Annotated in this window: 16 protein-coding genes; 14 read left to right on the plus strand and 2 right to left on the minus strand. The window is 60.7% G+C overall.

Annotation, left to right across the window (positions count from 1 at the left end):
• The first annotated feature begins 11 nt into the window (after positions 1-11).
• The 7 genes from lspA to SR908_RS09905 all read left to right on the plus strand — a co-directional run bounded on the left by lspA (position 12) and on the right by SR908_RS09905 (position 5803).
• Positions 12-560, plus strand: a complete 549-nt coding sequence (gene lspA, locus SR908_RS09875; RefSeq protein WP_246925169.1) for a signal peptidase II — start codon at positions 12-14, stop codon at positions 558-560.
• Positions 553-996 (plus strand): FKBP-type peptidyl-prolyl cis-trans isomerase, encoded by a 444-nt coding sequence (gene fkpB / locus SR908_RS09880; RefSeq protein ID WP_035415327.1) that lies wholly within the window; start codon positions 553-555, stop codon positions 994-996. Before lspA ends, fkpB begins: the two co-directional genes overlap by 8 nt.
• Positions 997-1057: 61 nt before the next feature.
• Positions 1058-2011, plus strand: coding sequence for a 4-hydroxy-3-methylbut-2-enyl diphosphate reductase (ispH, locus tag SR908_RS09885; protein WP_035415324.1), 954 nt, complete (start codon positions 1058-1060; stop codon positions 2009-2011).
• A gap of 130 nt (positions 2012-2141) precedes the next feature.
• Positions 2142-2678 carry a GspH/FimT family pseudopilin gene (locus tag SR908_RS09890; protein ID WP_246925170.1) on the plus strand — a complete coding sequence of 179 codons (537 nt, stop codon included), beginning with the start codon at positions 2142-2144 and terminating at the stop codon, positions 2676-2678.
• On the plus strand, positions 2678-3124 hold the full coding sequence (gene pilV, locus SR908_RS09895; protein WP_246925277.1) for a type IV pilus modification protein PilV: 447 nt from the start codon (positions 2678-2680) through the stop codon (positions 3122-3124). Before SR908_RS09890 ends, pilV begins: the two co-directional genes overlap by 1 nt.
• A complete protein-coding gene (locus SR908_RS09900) occupies positions 3117-3671 on the plus strand; it encodes a PilW family protein (protein ID WP_246925172.1) in 555 nt (184 codons plus the stop codon). Before pilV ends, SR908_RS09900 begins: the two co-directional genes overlap by 8 nt.
• Positions 3671-5803 carry a DUF7305 domain-containing protein gene (locus SR908_RS09905; protein ID WP_246925175.1) on the plus strand — a complete coding sequence of 711 codons (2133 nt, stop codon included), beginning with the start codon at positions 3671-3673 and terminating at the stop codon, positions 5801-5803. Before SR908_RS09900 ends, SR908_RS09905 begins: the two co-directional genes overlap by 1 nt.
• Position 5804: 1 nt before the next feature.
• Here the strand turns inward: SR908_RS09905 and SR908_RS09910 are convergent, their stop codons facing one another.
• Positions 5805-6311, minus strand: coding sequence for a GspH/FimT family pseudopilin (locus SR908_RS09910; protein ID WP_246925178.1), 507 nt, complete (start codon positions 6309-6311; stop codon positions 5805-5807).
• Between the two features lie 101 nt (positions 6312-6412).
• Between SR908_RS09910 and SR908_RS09915 the strand changes: the two genes are divergently transcribed.
• From SR908_RS09915 to SR908_RS09940, 6 genes are all read left to right on the plus strand, one after another.
• Complete coding sequence (locus tag SR908_RS09915) at positions 6413-6874, plus strand: prepilin-type N-terminal cleavage/methylation domain-containing protein (protein ID WP_281505454.1); 462 nt, start codon at positions 6413-6415, stop codon at positions 6872-6874.
• The gene (locus SR908_RS09920) at positions 6837-7604 is read left to right on the plus strand and encodes a PilW family protein (RefSeq protein ID WP_246925182.1); all 768 of its coding nucleotides are present in this window, start codon (positions 6837-6839) and stop codon (positions 7602-7604) included. The genes SR908_RS09915 and SR908_RS09920 overlap by 38 nt, the downstream gene beginning before the upstream one ends.
• 29 nt (positions 7605-7633) lie before the next feature.
• Positions 7634-8233 carry a pilus assembly PilX family protein gene (locus tag SR908_RS09925; protein WP_246925185.1) on the plus strand — a complete coding sequence of 200 codons (600 nt, stop codon included), beginning with the start codon at positions 7634-7636 and terminating at the stop codon, positions 8231-8233.
• Positions 8234-8280: 47 nt separating this feature from the next.
• The gene (locus SR908_RS09930) at positions 8281-8658 is read left to right on the plus strand and encodes a type IV pilin protein (RefSeq protein WP_246925188.1); all 378 of its coding nucleotides are present in this window, start codon (positions 8281-8283) and stop codon (positions 8656-8658) included.
• A 77-nt stretch (positions 8659-8735) separates the two neighbouring features.
• A complete protein-coding gene (gene thiO, locus SR908_RS09935) occupies positions 8736-9824 on the plus strand; it encodes a glycine oxidase ThiO (RefSeq protein ID WP_246925191.1) in 1089 nt (362 codons plus the stop codon).
• A gap of 108 nt (positions 9825-9932) precedes the next feature.
• A complete protein-coding gene (locus tag SR908_RS09940; RefSeq protein WP_246925194.1) occupies positions 9933-11564 on the plus strand; it encodes an NAD+ synthase in 1632 nt (543 codons plus the stop codon).
• 161 nt (positions 11565-11725) lie between these two features.
• On the opposite strand, the gene SR908_RS09945 is transcribed toward SR908_RS09940, so the two are convergent.
• The gene (locus tag SR908_RS09945; protein ID WP_246925197.1) at positions 11726-12532 is read right to left on the minus strand and encodes an outer membrane protein assembly factor BamD; all 807 of its coding nucleotides are present in this window, start codon (positions 12530-12532) and stop codon (positions 11726-11728) included.
• Between the two features lie 105 nt (positions 12533-12637).
• On the opposite strand from SR908_RS09945, the gene rluD reads away from it, so the two are divergent.
• Positions 12638-13600, plus strand: coding sequence for a 23S rRNA pseudouridine(1911/1915/1917) synthase RluD (gene rluD / locus SR908_RS09950; RefSeq protein ID WP_246925200.1), 963 nt, complete (start codon positions 12638-12640; stop codon positions 13598-13600).
• The last annotated feature ends 7 nt before the right edge of the window (positions 13601-13607 follow it).

Raw genomic sequence — 13607 nt, forward strand, 5'->3', positions numbered from 1 at the left:
GAGAGGCTCGAATGAACGATGCTGCAACGCCTGATCGATCGGTATCGCCGCCCATGAAGCGGCCCCTGCGCTGGCTATGGCTGGCGCTGCTGGTGATCGTGCTGGATCTGGGCAGCAAGCTGCTCGCCAGCACTTACTTGATCTATGCACAACCGGTCGAATTATTGCCGGTGTTCAACTTCACGCTGCTGCACAATACCGGCGCGGCGTTCAGTTTCCTGGCCGATCATTCGGGGTGGCAACGCTGGCTGTTCGCGGCCATCGCCCTCGCTGTGAGCATCGGCCTGACCGTGTGGTTGACGCGTCTCAAAGCCGATGAGCGTCTCTCGGCCGCAGCGATTGCGTTGGTGATCGGTGGCGCGTTGGGCAATCTCTATGATCGCCTGGTGCATGGCTATGTGGTCGACTTTCTGTCGTTTCATTGGCAGGGAAATTACTTTCCCGCCTTTAACTTGGCCGATACCGCCATCACCTTGGGGGCCATTGGCTTGATTCTGGCCTCCCTGCGTGACGGCCGACGACACACGGCAACATCCGATAAGAGAGACCCCCATGAGTGAGTACCGTATCGGCGATGGGATGGAAGTGACGTTGCATTTCACCGTCAAACTGGAAGACGAGACGGTGATCGATTCCACCCGCGACAAGGCACCGGCGACGTTCCAGGTCGGCGATGGTAACCTGCCGCCGGGGTTCGAGACCCCGCTCAAGGGCATGACTGATGGCGAAACCGGTCGTTTTACCATTACCCCCGAGCACGGCTTCGGCCAGCACAATCCGCAGAACGTGCAGCGCCTGCCGCGCGATCAGTTCGACGACGAGCTCGAGGTCGGCACGATGATGTCGTTCACCGACCCGGGCGGCGGCGAGCTGCCCGGCGTCATCGCCGAGATCGACGAGCGCAATGTCGATGTGGACTTCAATCACCCGCTGGCGGGGCGTACCCTGACCTTCGAGGTGGAAGTGATCGAGGTTCGCCCGGCCACGACCCATTAAGCTTTGACGGGCGCACGCCGCCCATCGATACGATGCCATGACGCATCGAGGCGAGGTAAGCATGCAAATCAAGCTGGCCAATCCGCGCGGTTTCTGTGCCGGCGTCGACCGTGCCATCGAGATCGTCAATCGCGCGCTCGATGTGTTCGGGCCGCCCATCTACGTGCGTCACGAAGTCGTCCATAACCGCTTCGTGGTGGATAGCCTGCGCGAGCGCGGGGCGGTATTCGTCGAGGAATTGCATGAAATCCCCGACGACGTGATCGTCATCTTCTCCGCCCACGGCGTGTCGCGCGCGGTCCAGGAAGAGGCCGAGCGGCGCGGGCTGCGCATCTTCGACGCCACCTGCCCGCTGGTCACCAAGGTGCATATGGAAGTCCTGCGCTACGCCAAGCGTGGCCAGGAGTGCGTGCTCATCGGGCATGCCGGCCATCCCGAGGTCGAGGGCACCATGGGGCGCTACGACACCTCCTTCGGCGGCCAGATCCACCTCGTCGAGGACGAGCAGGACGTGGCGAGCCTCGAGGTCAATGACCCTGACCGGCTGGCATTCGTCACCCAGACCACGCTGTCCATGGATGACACCTCAAGGGTCATCGATGCCCTGCGCGAGAAGTTCCCGCGTATCGACGGGCCGCGCAAGGACGACATTTGCTATGCCACGCAGAATCGTCAGGACGCGGTGCGTGAACTGGCTAGCGAAAGCGGCCTGGTGCTTGTGGTGGGCAGCCCCAACAGTTCCAATTCCAACCGCCTGCGGGAATTGGCAGAGCGCACCGGCACGCCGGCGTATCTGATCGATACCGCCGAGCAGATCCGCCCCGAATGGGTAGATGGCGTGGAAACCATCGGCATCACGGCCGGTGCCAGCGCACCGGAAGTCCTCGTCCAGGCGGTCATCGACCGGCTCAAGTCGCTGGGCGCCGAGGACCCCAATGAACTCGCCGGGCAGGCGGAAGACATCGTCTTCTCCATGCCCAAAGAACTGCGCGAGCAGGTGATCGCCAGCACGTGAGAGGCATCATTCCTTCGATGTGATGTGAGCGTTACAATTCGTTGCAAAGTACGCTACATTGACAAAGCGCATGGGGTGCCGCCCCATGCCGCGTACGTAACGCGTCGCCTCACCGATCAGGAAGTCGTACGTGCCGCATCGTGCTTATCGCCTTCGCCACGTGTCGCATAGCCGTGGTTTTTCTCTCCTTGAATTGCTGATCGTGCTGGTGATCTTCGCGATCATGGCAAGCATCGCCGTGCCCAGCTTTCAGTCCTTGCGCCAGCACCAACAGCTCACCGACGCCAGCAACGAACTGGTCGCCGCGCTGCGCCTGGCGCGTGGTGAAGCCATCATGCGCGAGAACAAGATCACGCTGTGTGCGAGTGCCGATGGGGATTCATGTGGGGGCAAGGGTTGGGCCCAGGGCTGGCTATTACAGGCCGCGTCTGATGAAGGCAAAAAGGATACGATCGTCGTTCATCAAGCGTTATCCCAGCGACTCGATATCGCTGATAACCCCTCGCCACCTGCCAGCGTAAGCTTCGATGAACTTGGATATCCCGGCGGTGGCACCGAGTGGCGTCTCAGCCATGCGGGACTGTCGGACGGCGCCTCACGCCAAGTGTGCCTGGAGGTGACCGGGCGAACTTATGTCGCCGAGTCAAATAAGGGGTGTGGCTCGTGATGGAATCGCCGCTGCAGTCTTCGCCCCATGCCCAAAGTGGCTTCGGTCTGATCGAGGTGCTGGTGGCGCTGACCATTCTCTCCATCGGCATGCTCGGGCTCGCCGCGATGCAGCTCAACTCGTTGCAGAACGCACGCGAGAGTCTCAATACGACAATCGCCACGATCATGGTCCGAGACATGAACGAACGTGCCTGGGCGCAGCGGGGGGAGGCTTGTGAGAAGCTTGAGGGCCCTGAAGGGCTTTTGAGTGAGTGGCAGGGCGATGTCGCTAAAATCGACGGCCTTCCCTCGCCCCATGGTAGTTGGTCTGATGATTCCGACAACGGCTTTTATGACCTCAAGATTACTTGGCAGGGTATCGAAGACTCTGATGGTGAAGAGGGTCCTCCTCCACCCGTGAAGTTGGTGGCCTTCCTGCCATGCAAGGAGCCGGCAGATGACTAACCAACATCGTCAACGAGGTTTCACGCTGATCGAAATGATGATCAGCATGTTTCTCGGCTTGATTATCCTCGGTGGCACTGTGTCGGCATACCAGGCTATAAGCGGCCTTCGCGAGCAGCGCGATGGTATCTATGCGGTGCAGGATGAATTGGTCTATGTGCATCGTGCGCTGGCGCAGGCCGTAGCGCTGGCTGGCAAGGTAGAGGTCGCTAACAAGAGTGAGCTAACGATTACGCCTTTTGGCCAGATTAAAAGCGGGCGTTATGCGGGATGTCCTCAAGAGGACAGCGACCCCCCTTGGAAATGGCGTGTCGCTGCCAACAGCGATGGGGTGAAAATGCTCGAATGCAATGACCAAGGCGTGCTGGCATTGTCTGCCCCGGGCATTACCAACATAAAGTTTTCTGTGTGTGCCAGCGCCACGCACCCATGCGTGGGTGTCGAACTGAAGTATACCCCATGCCGGGAAGAAGACGAGTGTGATGGGCAAACCCTTAACTTTCATCTTGCCTCTCGCGCAACGTCTGATAGTCAAGGTGATCCGTGATGCGTCCTCATAAGCAATCCGGCTTCGTGCTCGTCATCGGGCTCGCGCTTCTGACCATCGCTACGGGCATGGTAGTGACAGGCATGTCACTGGGACGTTACCAGGAGCGTCAAGCGGGTAATTATCTTCGCACGATCAAAGCCGAAGCAGGTGTAGATGAAGCACTGTGGAAGTTTTCTGAGTGGACGACATCAATACGAGAAAAAGTGAATGAAGCGTATCCCGGTAATGAAGTAAATGAACCGATCTTATCTCAAAATAGTGATGAAGAGCTACTGACTTTCTCGCATAATAATGGTGGTAAGACTAAGGCGTATATAAAAGAAATTGTGAAGTTGGAAGATGATCGGGTTCGCGTGGTCTTTGGTGGGCAATTTCTGCCTTTGGGCAGTGGTGAGGGGGAAGGTGGTCGCCATGGACAGGCTACTTTGCAGGCCGTTTACTCTATAAATCATGATGAGCAACCCGGTGATGAACAACCCAATGGCGCCTACCAAAACGTGTTGCTCGGCTGCGAAGGTGTTAATGCATCAGGCGGCGGGGTTATCGATAGTTACGATTCGCGTGATGGGAGCTATGGTGGAGAAAATAGTAAACGAAGTGGCGCGAAAATAAGCTCCACCTCTCAGGGGGACGATATTGTTCTGAGTAGTGGGCAGCCAGTTTATGGAGATGTAGAGTCTGCGGGACGAATTATCGTCGATAACTCTGGCACCATTCATGGCGACCTGAAAGCGGACGGAGATATCGTGATTCGTAATGGCGGGGCTGACATCCAAGGCGATATTAGCAGTCGTGGTTCGGTCGAGATGCTAAATGGAGGTAGTATTTCAGGCAGTATCCTCGCCAATCGAGATGTCACGATCAATGGCGGTGGCGCGAAAGTCGGCGGGGGTATTAGTAGCCGGGGGGCGGTTACGTTAAAAGGTGGAGCGGTTGTGGGCAATATCCTCGCGAACCGGGATGTGGCAATAGAAGGTGGCGGCGCAGAAGTCGGCGGAGGGATCAATAGTCAAGGCGCGGTTACGTTAGAGGGCAGCACGGTTTTGGGCAGCATCCTCTCTAAGCTAGATGTCACGATCAACGGAGGTGGGGCACAAGCGGCGGGAGATGTCAGCTCGCAAATGTCCGTTCGCTTACCTGACAGTGGCACCATCAGTGGCAATGTCGTGGCGAATACGGAAATCGTTACCGGTAGCTGGAGTTCGCGCATTGGGGGCAATGCTACGGCACCGAAAGTGCATACAACCGTGAATAACCGGGATGTGGCAAACCAAGTGGGCGGCACCATCAATCTCGTCTCACCTGATGTTGCTGAGGCACCTGAAGTCCCTGAGGCTTCAAAAGTGGAAGTTGAGCAGCAAAGCTGTGATGCTTTCACATCCACGACAAACAAGGGCGCGACGATTAGTGACTTGATCGATGCGCTGCCAGATGCCTCGTCGGGGAGCCTATCGATTGGTGGTGGCAGCCAGACTTATACGCTGACGCCGAATGGCCTGAGTAACAATAATACCGTGTCCGATCCCAAAAAAGATGTCACCGTCGATGGCATCTTCCCCGAGCCCACCAACGTCCTTGTGCTGGACAGTTTTTCGCTGGGTGGCAGTGCCAACTTCGTCGTCGACGGCGGCGACATGACACTCTACGTCAAAGGCGATGTCGATATTGGTGGCGGTGCCACATTCAATGTTGCCGAGGGCAGTTCGCTCAAAGTCGTCACCAAGGGGCGTTTCAACCTGAGCAGCAATCTCAATGTGGCGTCTGACAGCCCGACTGACGAGGACGGCAATCCAATCCTATCTCTCTACTCGACCTATAACGATGAGGGTGCCAGCGGCTGGAACGCGGGCGTCAATATCACCGGGGCCTCCGCATTCAAGGGCACCATCTTCGCGCCGAAGAGCACCGTCAATGTCGCCGGTAGCGGGGGATTGTATGGCGCCGTGAAAGGACGGCGTGTCGAGGTTTCCGGCGGTGCCGGCATTCACTATGACGAAGCACTGATGGAGTCGACCATCGGTACGGGCGGTGGTGGAGACGGCGGTGACGGAAGTGGTAACAACGGCGATGATAACTCCAGCGCCTCCGGTTGGTCTCTAGAAGGCTTGTCATACGGCAATGCGGACTGAGTCATCGCGCGCAGTCGTCGCTCCCGTCAGGCAGACGTTCGATGCGTACCCGGCCGCCGCGACTCAGCACGATGCGCCGTGCCGGTGTCGTCGCCTTGGTCGTGCACAAATAGAAGCTGCCGATCTGAAAGCTGCCGGAGGCGCGGATCGAGTAGCCATTCGACGCGTAACGCACGTAGCGACGCAAGGGCTGATTGGCATATAACCGGAGTCCGCCGGGTGGGGCGCCACCCGCGCGTAGCGTCGGCTCCGAGGGCGATTGCTCGCCATCGTCGTCGCGATCGGCGAATATGCGCCAGCCCTGTTCCCAGCCATCTGGTTCACTCACCATCATCACCGGCACACCTTGGCGAATAGCCTCGCTGCGCGCGTAGTAAAGCGCCTGATAGAGCGTATGACTGGCGGTTTGCAAGCGTTGATCGCGTAGCACATGGCCCATGGCGGGAACGCCCTGGGTGGTGAGCAGGCCGACAATGACGATGATCACAAGCAATTCGAGCAGTGTCATTCCTCGCATGTGCCGCGATATTGGATGCATCGATTGCCTTATTTTATATTAGTATTTACTTTATTTATTTATAAAGTAGTCTTGGCAGTCGAGCAAATACGATGAGGGCGACACATAGGGGTGCGCGGTCACGGCATGGAGGTACGCCGGGGTTCAGCTTGATCGAAGTGCTGATCACGCTGTTCATTTTGTCTTTCGGGATGCTGGGGTTGGCGGCCACTCAGACCCAGGCGCTGCGTGCCCAGCGTCATGCCGATGCCGAGTCTCAGGCGGTGCAGCGGGTGGGAGTCATGCTCGAACGCTTGCGCATCGACCGCCACGGCGCGCTGGCCGGCGCCTACGATCAGCCGTGCAGTGACGACCCCAGCAGTGCCGCATCGGCCCAAGTACGTGCCTGGCTGACGGGGCTTGTGAACGCACTTCCCCAGGCGCAAGGCTGCATCGAGGTGGCGGGCGATGACGATGTGGCGTCGGCGATGGTGAAGGTGATCTGGCGATCGCCGCGTGTGAGCTGGAGTGATGACGATGGGCAGCGGCAATATCGATTACAGACCCGACTTTGAGCGACCCATCCCGGGGCGACGGCGTCAACGCGGGGTGTCGCTGATCGAGTTGATGGTGAGCCTGGCGCTGAGCATGATCGTGCTGCTTGGCGTCATTGACCTGTTCATTGCCTATCAGCATCAGTACCGCTTGCAAACGCAACTGGCTCAGGTGCAGGAAAGTGGTCGCTTCGTGACTGACGTGCTGACGCGGGAGCTACGCAAGGCGGGGTATGCCGAATGGGAAAAGGCGCAGACCTTTCCGGCGACATCGCGGTTTGCCCAGGGCGCTATCGTGGCGGGGGACGACAGCACCTTGCGGGTCCGCTATTACGGCAGCACGGATGAGCCTCTGCAGGATTGCCTGGGCGGGGGTCTCGAGAGTGCTGACATCACGCGGGCTACGCTGTCGCTGAACGCCTCGCAGGGGCTGGACTGCGCGGTGGATGGCACGTCTCCCCAGCCGCTCGACGCGAATGTCGAGGCCATGGCGCTGCGCTATTTCGTCGAGGGTCGTTGGCGCCGCGCCTCGGGCGTCGGCGATTGGGCCAGCGTCAAGGGTGTGAGCATCGAATTGCTGGTGGCCTCGCGACAGGATGGACTCGTCGACACGGCATCATCCTATGTCTTCGATGGCGAAACCGTCACGGCACCAGATCGTCGCCTGTATCGGGTGTATGCCACGAGCGTGGCTCTGCGTAATGTGGCGTCCCCGCCGCTTGTCACCTCGCAGGGTGACACGTCATCGTGAGCGTCAGCGGCCCCTCTCGGGAACGGGGCATGACGCTGATCGTCGCGCTGATTCTGCTGATGGCGATGACGGCGTTGGGACTCGCCGGCTTGCAGGGCGCGGTCCTGCAGGAGCGCATGGCGCGCAACGTCATGGATCGACAAGTTGCGTTTCAAGCAGCACAGGCAGCACTCAAAGAAGGCGAATGGCGATTGCGTCATGCGGATTACACACTGCCCGACGCCCAAGGCGACTGCACGGCGCCTGATTGCCTGATGCCACAGGCGTCGCATGCCAGCCAATGGTCGGCCGCTCGTTGGCGACGTGACGGCGTGGCCTATGGCGATAGCGGGGCACCCATGCCTCTCGATACCCACGAGCCGCCCCGGGTGACGCTGACTGTCCTGACGAGCTCGTGTCCCGAGGCCGGTGCGCCCTGCCAAGCACGTATCGAGATGACCGCGTTCGGCTGGGGTACACGCCAGCTAACGCATGCGGTGCTTGAGCGTCGCGTTACGCTGATGTTGCCTCGCGAGTCAGGCGAGGCGTTGATTCAAGCCCGCCGGGCGCAGGCCGATAATCACGACACGCGCGTTACCCGTTCTTCCGAGGGGCCCACTCGTCCGGCGTGGCGCGAGGTCTTGCGCTGAGTACCTAGCGTTGAACGTCTCGCTTTCCGTCTCCAGGAGCCCATGCCATGCATCGAACCCGCGGTTTTACCCTGATCGAGCTGATGATCGTCATGGTCATCATCGGCATCCTGGCAGCGATCGCCATTCCCTCGTATACCGATTATGTACGCAAGGCGCAACGGACCGATGCTCAGGCCACGCTGACGCAGTGGGCATACCGGATGGAGCGTCAGTACACGCAATATAACAGCTATAAAGCCGGCGAAACCGACGAACTGGTGCCGGAGAGTGAGGCTTACAAGTTCAGCTACGCTGCGCTTTCGGCCAACGAATTTATGCTCAAGGCGACGCTCAAGAACAGCCAGGATGAGGAGGATTGTGATTGGATGACCCTGGATCAAGCCGGCCAGCGGGGGGAACCGAAGGGTGAGGACTGCTGGTAACTCGGTGTCCCCGCCGCTGCCTTGCTGCGCGTCGCATGATAGATTGCGGGTTTCTCAGCGATGAAATGAGTGCCCGCGTGAGTGATTTTCTGATCGTTGGGGGCGGCGTCATCGGCATGATGACGGCCCTGCAACTCGCCGATGCCGGCCGCCACGTCACCCTGCTCGAACGCGGCGAATGTGGCCGCGAGGCTTCCTGGGCCGGCGGCGGCATCGTCTCCCCGTTGTACCCATGGCGCTATAGCGCGCCAATTTCCGCGTTGTCGCGCTATTCCGAAGGCGCCTATCCCGAATTGTCGCTGCGCCTGCTCGAAGAAACCGGCATCGATCCCGAGTATCGCCAGCGGGGGCTCCTGTATCTGCGTGTCGATGATGAACCCCAGGCGCTCGCGTGGGCGCGCGAGGTTGGCAAACCTCTGGAACGGGTCGGTGCGGAGACGATTTACACCAAGGAGCCCAATGTCGCTCCCGGGGTCGACTCGGCGCTGTGGATGCCGACTCTGGGCAGCATTCGAAATCCGCGCTTGTGCAAGGCGTTGCGGGCCCGCCTGCTGGCGATGCCGAATGTCACTCTGCGCGAGCATGTCGAGGTCGAGGCGCTGGATGTATCGGATGGGCGCCTTCGCGGCGTGCGAACATCGGCGGGGCGCGAGGCAGCCGAGCGCGTAGTGGTATGCGGCGGCGCCTGGGCTGGTCAGTTGCTGGCGGGTATCGGCGTGACCCTGCCGGTGCGCCCGGTGCGTGGGCAGATGATCCTGTTCAAGGCGTCGCCGGGGCTGGTCGAACGCGTGGTGCTGAAGGATGGCCGTTACGTGATCCCGCGTGGCGATGGGCGCATCGTTGCCGGCTCCACCTTGGAAGAGGTGGGCTTCGATCAGCGTACCACCGAGGTGGCCAAGGACTCGCTTTACGATAGCGCACTGTCGATCGTGCCGGCATTGGCTGAATGCCCGGTGGAGCATCACTGGGCCGGCTTGCGTCCCGGGTCGCCGGATGGCGTTCCGTCCATCGGCGCGGTACCCGGCATCGAAGGGTTATGGGTCAACGCTGGCCATTATCGCAATGGCCTGGTGTTGGCGCCGGCGTCGACGCGCCTGTTGGTCGATCAACTACTGCAACGCACCCCGGTGGTCGACCCTGCCCCCTACCGGCTAGGTGGCGTCTGACGACAAGGCGTTTTGCCAGCGAGCCGGCGTTGCGTGACAATACAGCCATGAGGCCGTCTCGACGGCAGTTTACTCAGCCAATCACGATGAGAGAGGCGTATTCCGCTCATGCAAGACCTGACTCTGGTGATGGCCCAGCTCGACCCGCTGGTGGGCGATATCCCCGGCAATACCGCGCAAGCCATCGAGGCCGTGCGCGAAGCGCGCATCGAACATCGTGCCGATGTGGTGGTCTTCCCCGAACTGTTCCTGACCGGTTACCCGCCGGAAGACTTGTTGCTGCGCGAATCGATGGAAGCACGCCTGGAAGAGGCACGCGCGACGATGGCGCGTAAGGTGGCGCGCGATGTGATGGTCGTCATCGGCTATCCAGGCCGGCGCGAAGGCCGGCTGCATAACCTCGCGGGCGTGCTGTACAACGGCGAATGGCTCGGCGAATACGCCAAGCAGGCGCTGCCTAACTATCAGGTATTCGACGAGCAGCGCTATTTCACTCCGGGGCACTCGCCGCTGGTCATCGAGCATGGCGGTGCCAAACTGGGCATCCTGATCTGTGAGGATCTGTGGGACGGTGCGCCGGTGACGCAGAGTGTCGAGGCCGGCGCCGATATCCTCATCACGCTCAACGCCTCGCCCTATCACCGTGACAAGCCGCTCGAGCGAGAGCGGTTATTCGCCCGGCGTGCTCAGGCGGCTGCGCGGCCGCTGGTCTATCTCAACCAGATCGGTGGCCAGGACGAGCTGGTCTTCGATGGTGGCTCGCTGGTGCTCGACGCTCAAGGCGAGGTTGCGGTACGTGCGCCGTTCTGGGAAGTCGGTCTGATGCCGGTGCGTTTTACCGACGCACAAGGCGCATGGGCGCCCGAGGCTGGCGAATGCGAACCGCTGCTGGCGTCGGAAGAAAGCCTCTATTGCGCACTGGTGACCGGGCTTCGCGACTACGTCAACAAGAGTGGCTTCCAGGGCGTAGTGTTGGGGCTTTCCGGCGGTATCGACTCCGCCCTGTCGCTGGCCATCGCAGTCGATGCGTTGGGTCCCGAGCGCGTGCAAGCGGTGATGATGCCCTATCACTATACGGCGGATATCTCCAAGGCGGATGCGGCCGCGCAGGCCGACTTGCTCGGTGTGCATTACGAAGTTATGCCCATCGCGCCGATGGTGGAAGCATTCACCGCCACGCTGGAAGAGAGTTTCGCCGGTACCCAGCGTGATACCACCGAGGAGAACCTGCAGTCGCGTTGCCGGGGCGTGTTGTTGATGGCGCTTTCCAACAAGAAAGGGCTGATGGTGCTGAGTACCGGCAACAAGAGCGAGATGGCGGTGGGCTATGCCACGCTATATGGCGATATGGTGGGCGGTTACAACGCGCTCAAGGACGTCTACAAGACGTGGGTGTATCGCCTTGCCAAGTGGCGCAATGCGCAGGAGTCGGCCATTCCTGAGCGTGTCATTACGCGCCCACCTTCCGCCGAGTTGGCGCCGGATCAAGCGGACAGCGACTCGCTGCCAGGCTACGACGAGCTGGACGCGATCCTCGAGCGCTACATCGAAGGCGACATGAGTGCCGAGGCCATCATCGATGCCGGCTTCGCCAGTGAAGATGTCTACAAGGTCGTGAAGCTGGTCGACCGTAGCGAATACAAGCGGCGTCAGGCGCCAGTGGGGGTTCGCGTGACCGCGCGTGGTTTCGGGCGCGATCGTCGTTATCCCATCGTCAACGGCTGGCAGCCGGGGGAATAAACCCGGTTCCGGGTTACGGGCCGCGAGCATCGAAAAGCAACATCTCCGCTGGAAATATCCTGTGGAGATGTTGCTTTCATGAAGGGCTAATCTTGTTGCTCGAAGCTCGAAGCTCGAAGCTCGAAGCTCGAAGCTCGAAGCTCGAAGCTCGAAGCCGATCGTCAGTCGTTCAGCGTCAGCGGCTTGGCGTCGACATGCTCGGGCTCGAAAGTATTGCCATCGAGGCGTGCATTGTCGGGGTCGTTGTCGATGAGCGTCTGCAAGGCGTCGCGTGCCCGCTCAGGCATGTTCAGCCCCATGTAGCCCTCGACCATGACTGCCAGGGCGTCGCGTGTGGCAGGTGTTTGTGGGTAATGTTCAAGCACCCACTTGCCGCGATTAATCGCCGCCAAGTAGGCGCCCTTGCGAAGATAGAAGTCGGCGACTTGCAGCTCGTGACGCGAGAGCACGTTGCGCAGATAGACGATGCGTTGACGTGCGTCGGCCGCGTAGGGGCTTTCCGGAAAGCGCCGGACTAGCTCGCCGAAGTCGACATTGGCATCGCGCGTGGCGCCCAGGTCACGCTTGGAGATATCGATCAGCTCGAGCCCTTCGAGGCTGAAACGCCCGGCTTGATACGCCGCGAGGCCGCGCATGTAATACGCGTAGTCGACCTGCTCATGATCGGGGTGCAAACGAATGAAGCGGCTGGCGGCGGCGCGCGCCTGCTCCCAGTCCTCGGTCTGATAGTACGCGTAAATCAGCTCCAACTGGGCCTGCTCGGCGTAACGACCGAAGGGGAAGCGGGTATCCAGCGCCTCGAGACGTGTCACGGCGGTGCTGTAACGCCCGGCATCCAGTGACTCTTGAGCTTGCTGGTAAAGATCCTGCTCTTGTATATCCGGGGCCGGCTCGTTGCTGGCGCAACCGGCGAGCAGCGCGCCACTAAGCAGCAACGCACCGAACGTGCCAAGTGAAGGGAATCGCATCGTCATCCTCGTTCAACCAATACGGGGCGGCCGTGCTAGAATCCGCCAGTTCGGAGTCACTATAAAGCAAACGCCCCCGGTGGCGAAATGGAACCGAGCATTGCCATGGCAGATACCGTGCAGCGAGAAGAACGCGTCCCCGAAACGATGGCGGGCCAGCGCCTGGACCAAACCGCCTCGGCGCTCTTCGCGGATTTTTCCCGCGAGCGCCTCAAGGCGTGGATCAAGTCGGGGGCGCTGACCTGCGACGGCGCGTCCGCGCGCCCCAAGGACAAGTTGCGCGGCGGCGAGCAACTGACGCTCGAGGCCACGCTCGAGGAAGATAAGCGCTTCGCGCCGCAGGCCATGGCGCTGGAGATCGTCCATGAAGACGACGACGTCATCGTGATCGACAAGCCGGCCGGACTGGTCGTGCATCCCGCCGCCGGCAATCCCGACGGGACGCTGCTCAACGCGTTGCTGCATCATGCACCGGGGCAGATGCAGCTGCCCCGGGCGGGCATCGTGCACCGGCTCGACAAGGACACGACCGGTTTGATGGTGGTGGCCAAGACGTTATCGGCGCATGCCTCGCTGGTCGAGCAATTGCAGGCGCGCACGGTGTCGCGTGAATACGATGCCGTGGTGACCGGCAGGATGACCGCAGGGGGCAGTGTCGATGAACCGATCGGGCGGCATCCCAAGGATCGCAAGCGCCAGGCCGTCACGCCCTCGGGCAAGCCGGCGGTGACACACTACCGCGTGGTGGAGCGTTTTCCTTCCCATACGCATGTCCGCTGTCGCCTCGAAACCGGGCGTACTCATCAGATCCGCGTGCATATGGCGCATCGCCGGTTTCCATTGATTGGTGACCCGGTCTATGCCGGTCGCCTCAAGATGCCTGCCGGGGCCACCGACGCACTGAAGGACGTGCTGCGCCATTTTCCGCGTCAGGCGTTGCATGCACGCAAGCTGGCCTTCGTGCACCCCGGTACGGGCGAGGCGGTGGAGTTTCGCGCGGCGTTGCCGGACGATATGCTGATGTTGCTGGATTTTTTGCGCGACGCAGCCGACACGCACGCTGAGTGAGACCCAC

Origin of the sequence: Chromohalobacter canadensis, assembly GCF_034479555.1 — a bacterium.
GTDB classification, from domain to species: Bacteria; Pseudomonadota; Gammaproteobacteria; order Pseudomonadales; family Halomonadaceae; genus Chromohalobacter; species Chromohalobacter canadensis.

What these genes read in the sequence shown, in the direction of transcription:
- SR908_RS09930 (WP_246925188.1), top strand. Translation starts at nt 8,281, where the DNA reads ATGCATCGAACCCGCGGTTTTACCCTGATCGAGCTGATGATCGTCATG.
- SR908_RS09900 (WP_246925172.1), top strand. Translation starts at nt 3,117, where the DNA reads ATGACTAACCAACATCGTCAACGAGGTTTCACGCTGATCGAAATGATG.
- SR908_RS09915 (WP_281505454.1), top strand. Translation starts at nt 6,413, where the DNA reads ATGAGGGCGACACATAGGGGTGCGCGGTCACGGCATGGAGGTACGCCG.
- pilV (WP_246925277.1), top strand. Translation starts at nt 2,678, where the DNA reads ATGGAATCGCCGCTGCAGTCTTCGCCCCATGCCCAAAGTGGCTTCGGT.
- lspA (WP_246925169.1), top strand. Translation starts at nt 12, where the DNA reads ATGAACGATGCTGCAACGCCTGATCGATCGGTATCGCCGCCCATGAAG.
- SR908_RS09905 (WP_246925175.1), top strand. Translation starts at nt 3,671, where the DNA reads ATGCGTCCTCATAAGCAATCCGGCTTCGTGCTCGTCATCGGGCTCGCG.
- SR908_RS09925 (WP_246925185.1), top strand. Translation starts at nt 7,634, where the DNA reads ATGACGCTGATCGTCGCGCTGATTCTGCTGATGGCGATGACGGCGTTG.
- rluD (WP_246925200.1), top strand. Translation starts at nt 12,638, where the DNA reads ATGGCAGATACCGTGCAGCGAGAAGAACGCGTCCCCGAAACGATGGCG.
- ispH (WP_035415324.1), top strand. Translation starts at nt 1,058, where the DNA reads ATGCAAATCAAGCTGGCCAATCCGCGCGGTTTCTGTGCCGGCGTCGAC.
- fkpB (WP_035415327.1), top strand. Translation starts at nt 553, where the DNA reads ATGAGTGAGTACCGTATCGGCGATGGGATGGAAGTGACGTTGCATTTC.
- SR908_RS09910 (WP_246925178.1), bottom strand. Translation starts at nt 6,311, where the DNA reads ATGACACTGCTCGAATTGCTTGTGATCATCGTCATTGTCGGCCTGCTC.
- SR908_RS09920 (WP_246925182.1), top strand. Translation starts at nt 6,837, where the DNA reads ATGGGCAGCGGCAATATCGATTACAGACCCGACTTTGAGCGACCCATC.
- SR908_RS09945 (WP_246925197.1), bottom strand. Translation starts at nt 12,532, where the DNA reads ATGCGATTCCCTTCACTTGGCACGTTCGGTGCGTTGCTGCTTAGTGGC.
- SR908_RS09940 (WP_246925194.1), top strand. Translation starts at nt 9,933, where the DNA reads ATGCAAGACCTGACTCTGGTGATGGCCCAGCTCGACCCGCTGGTGGGC.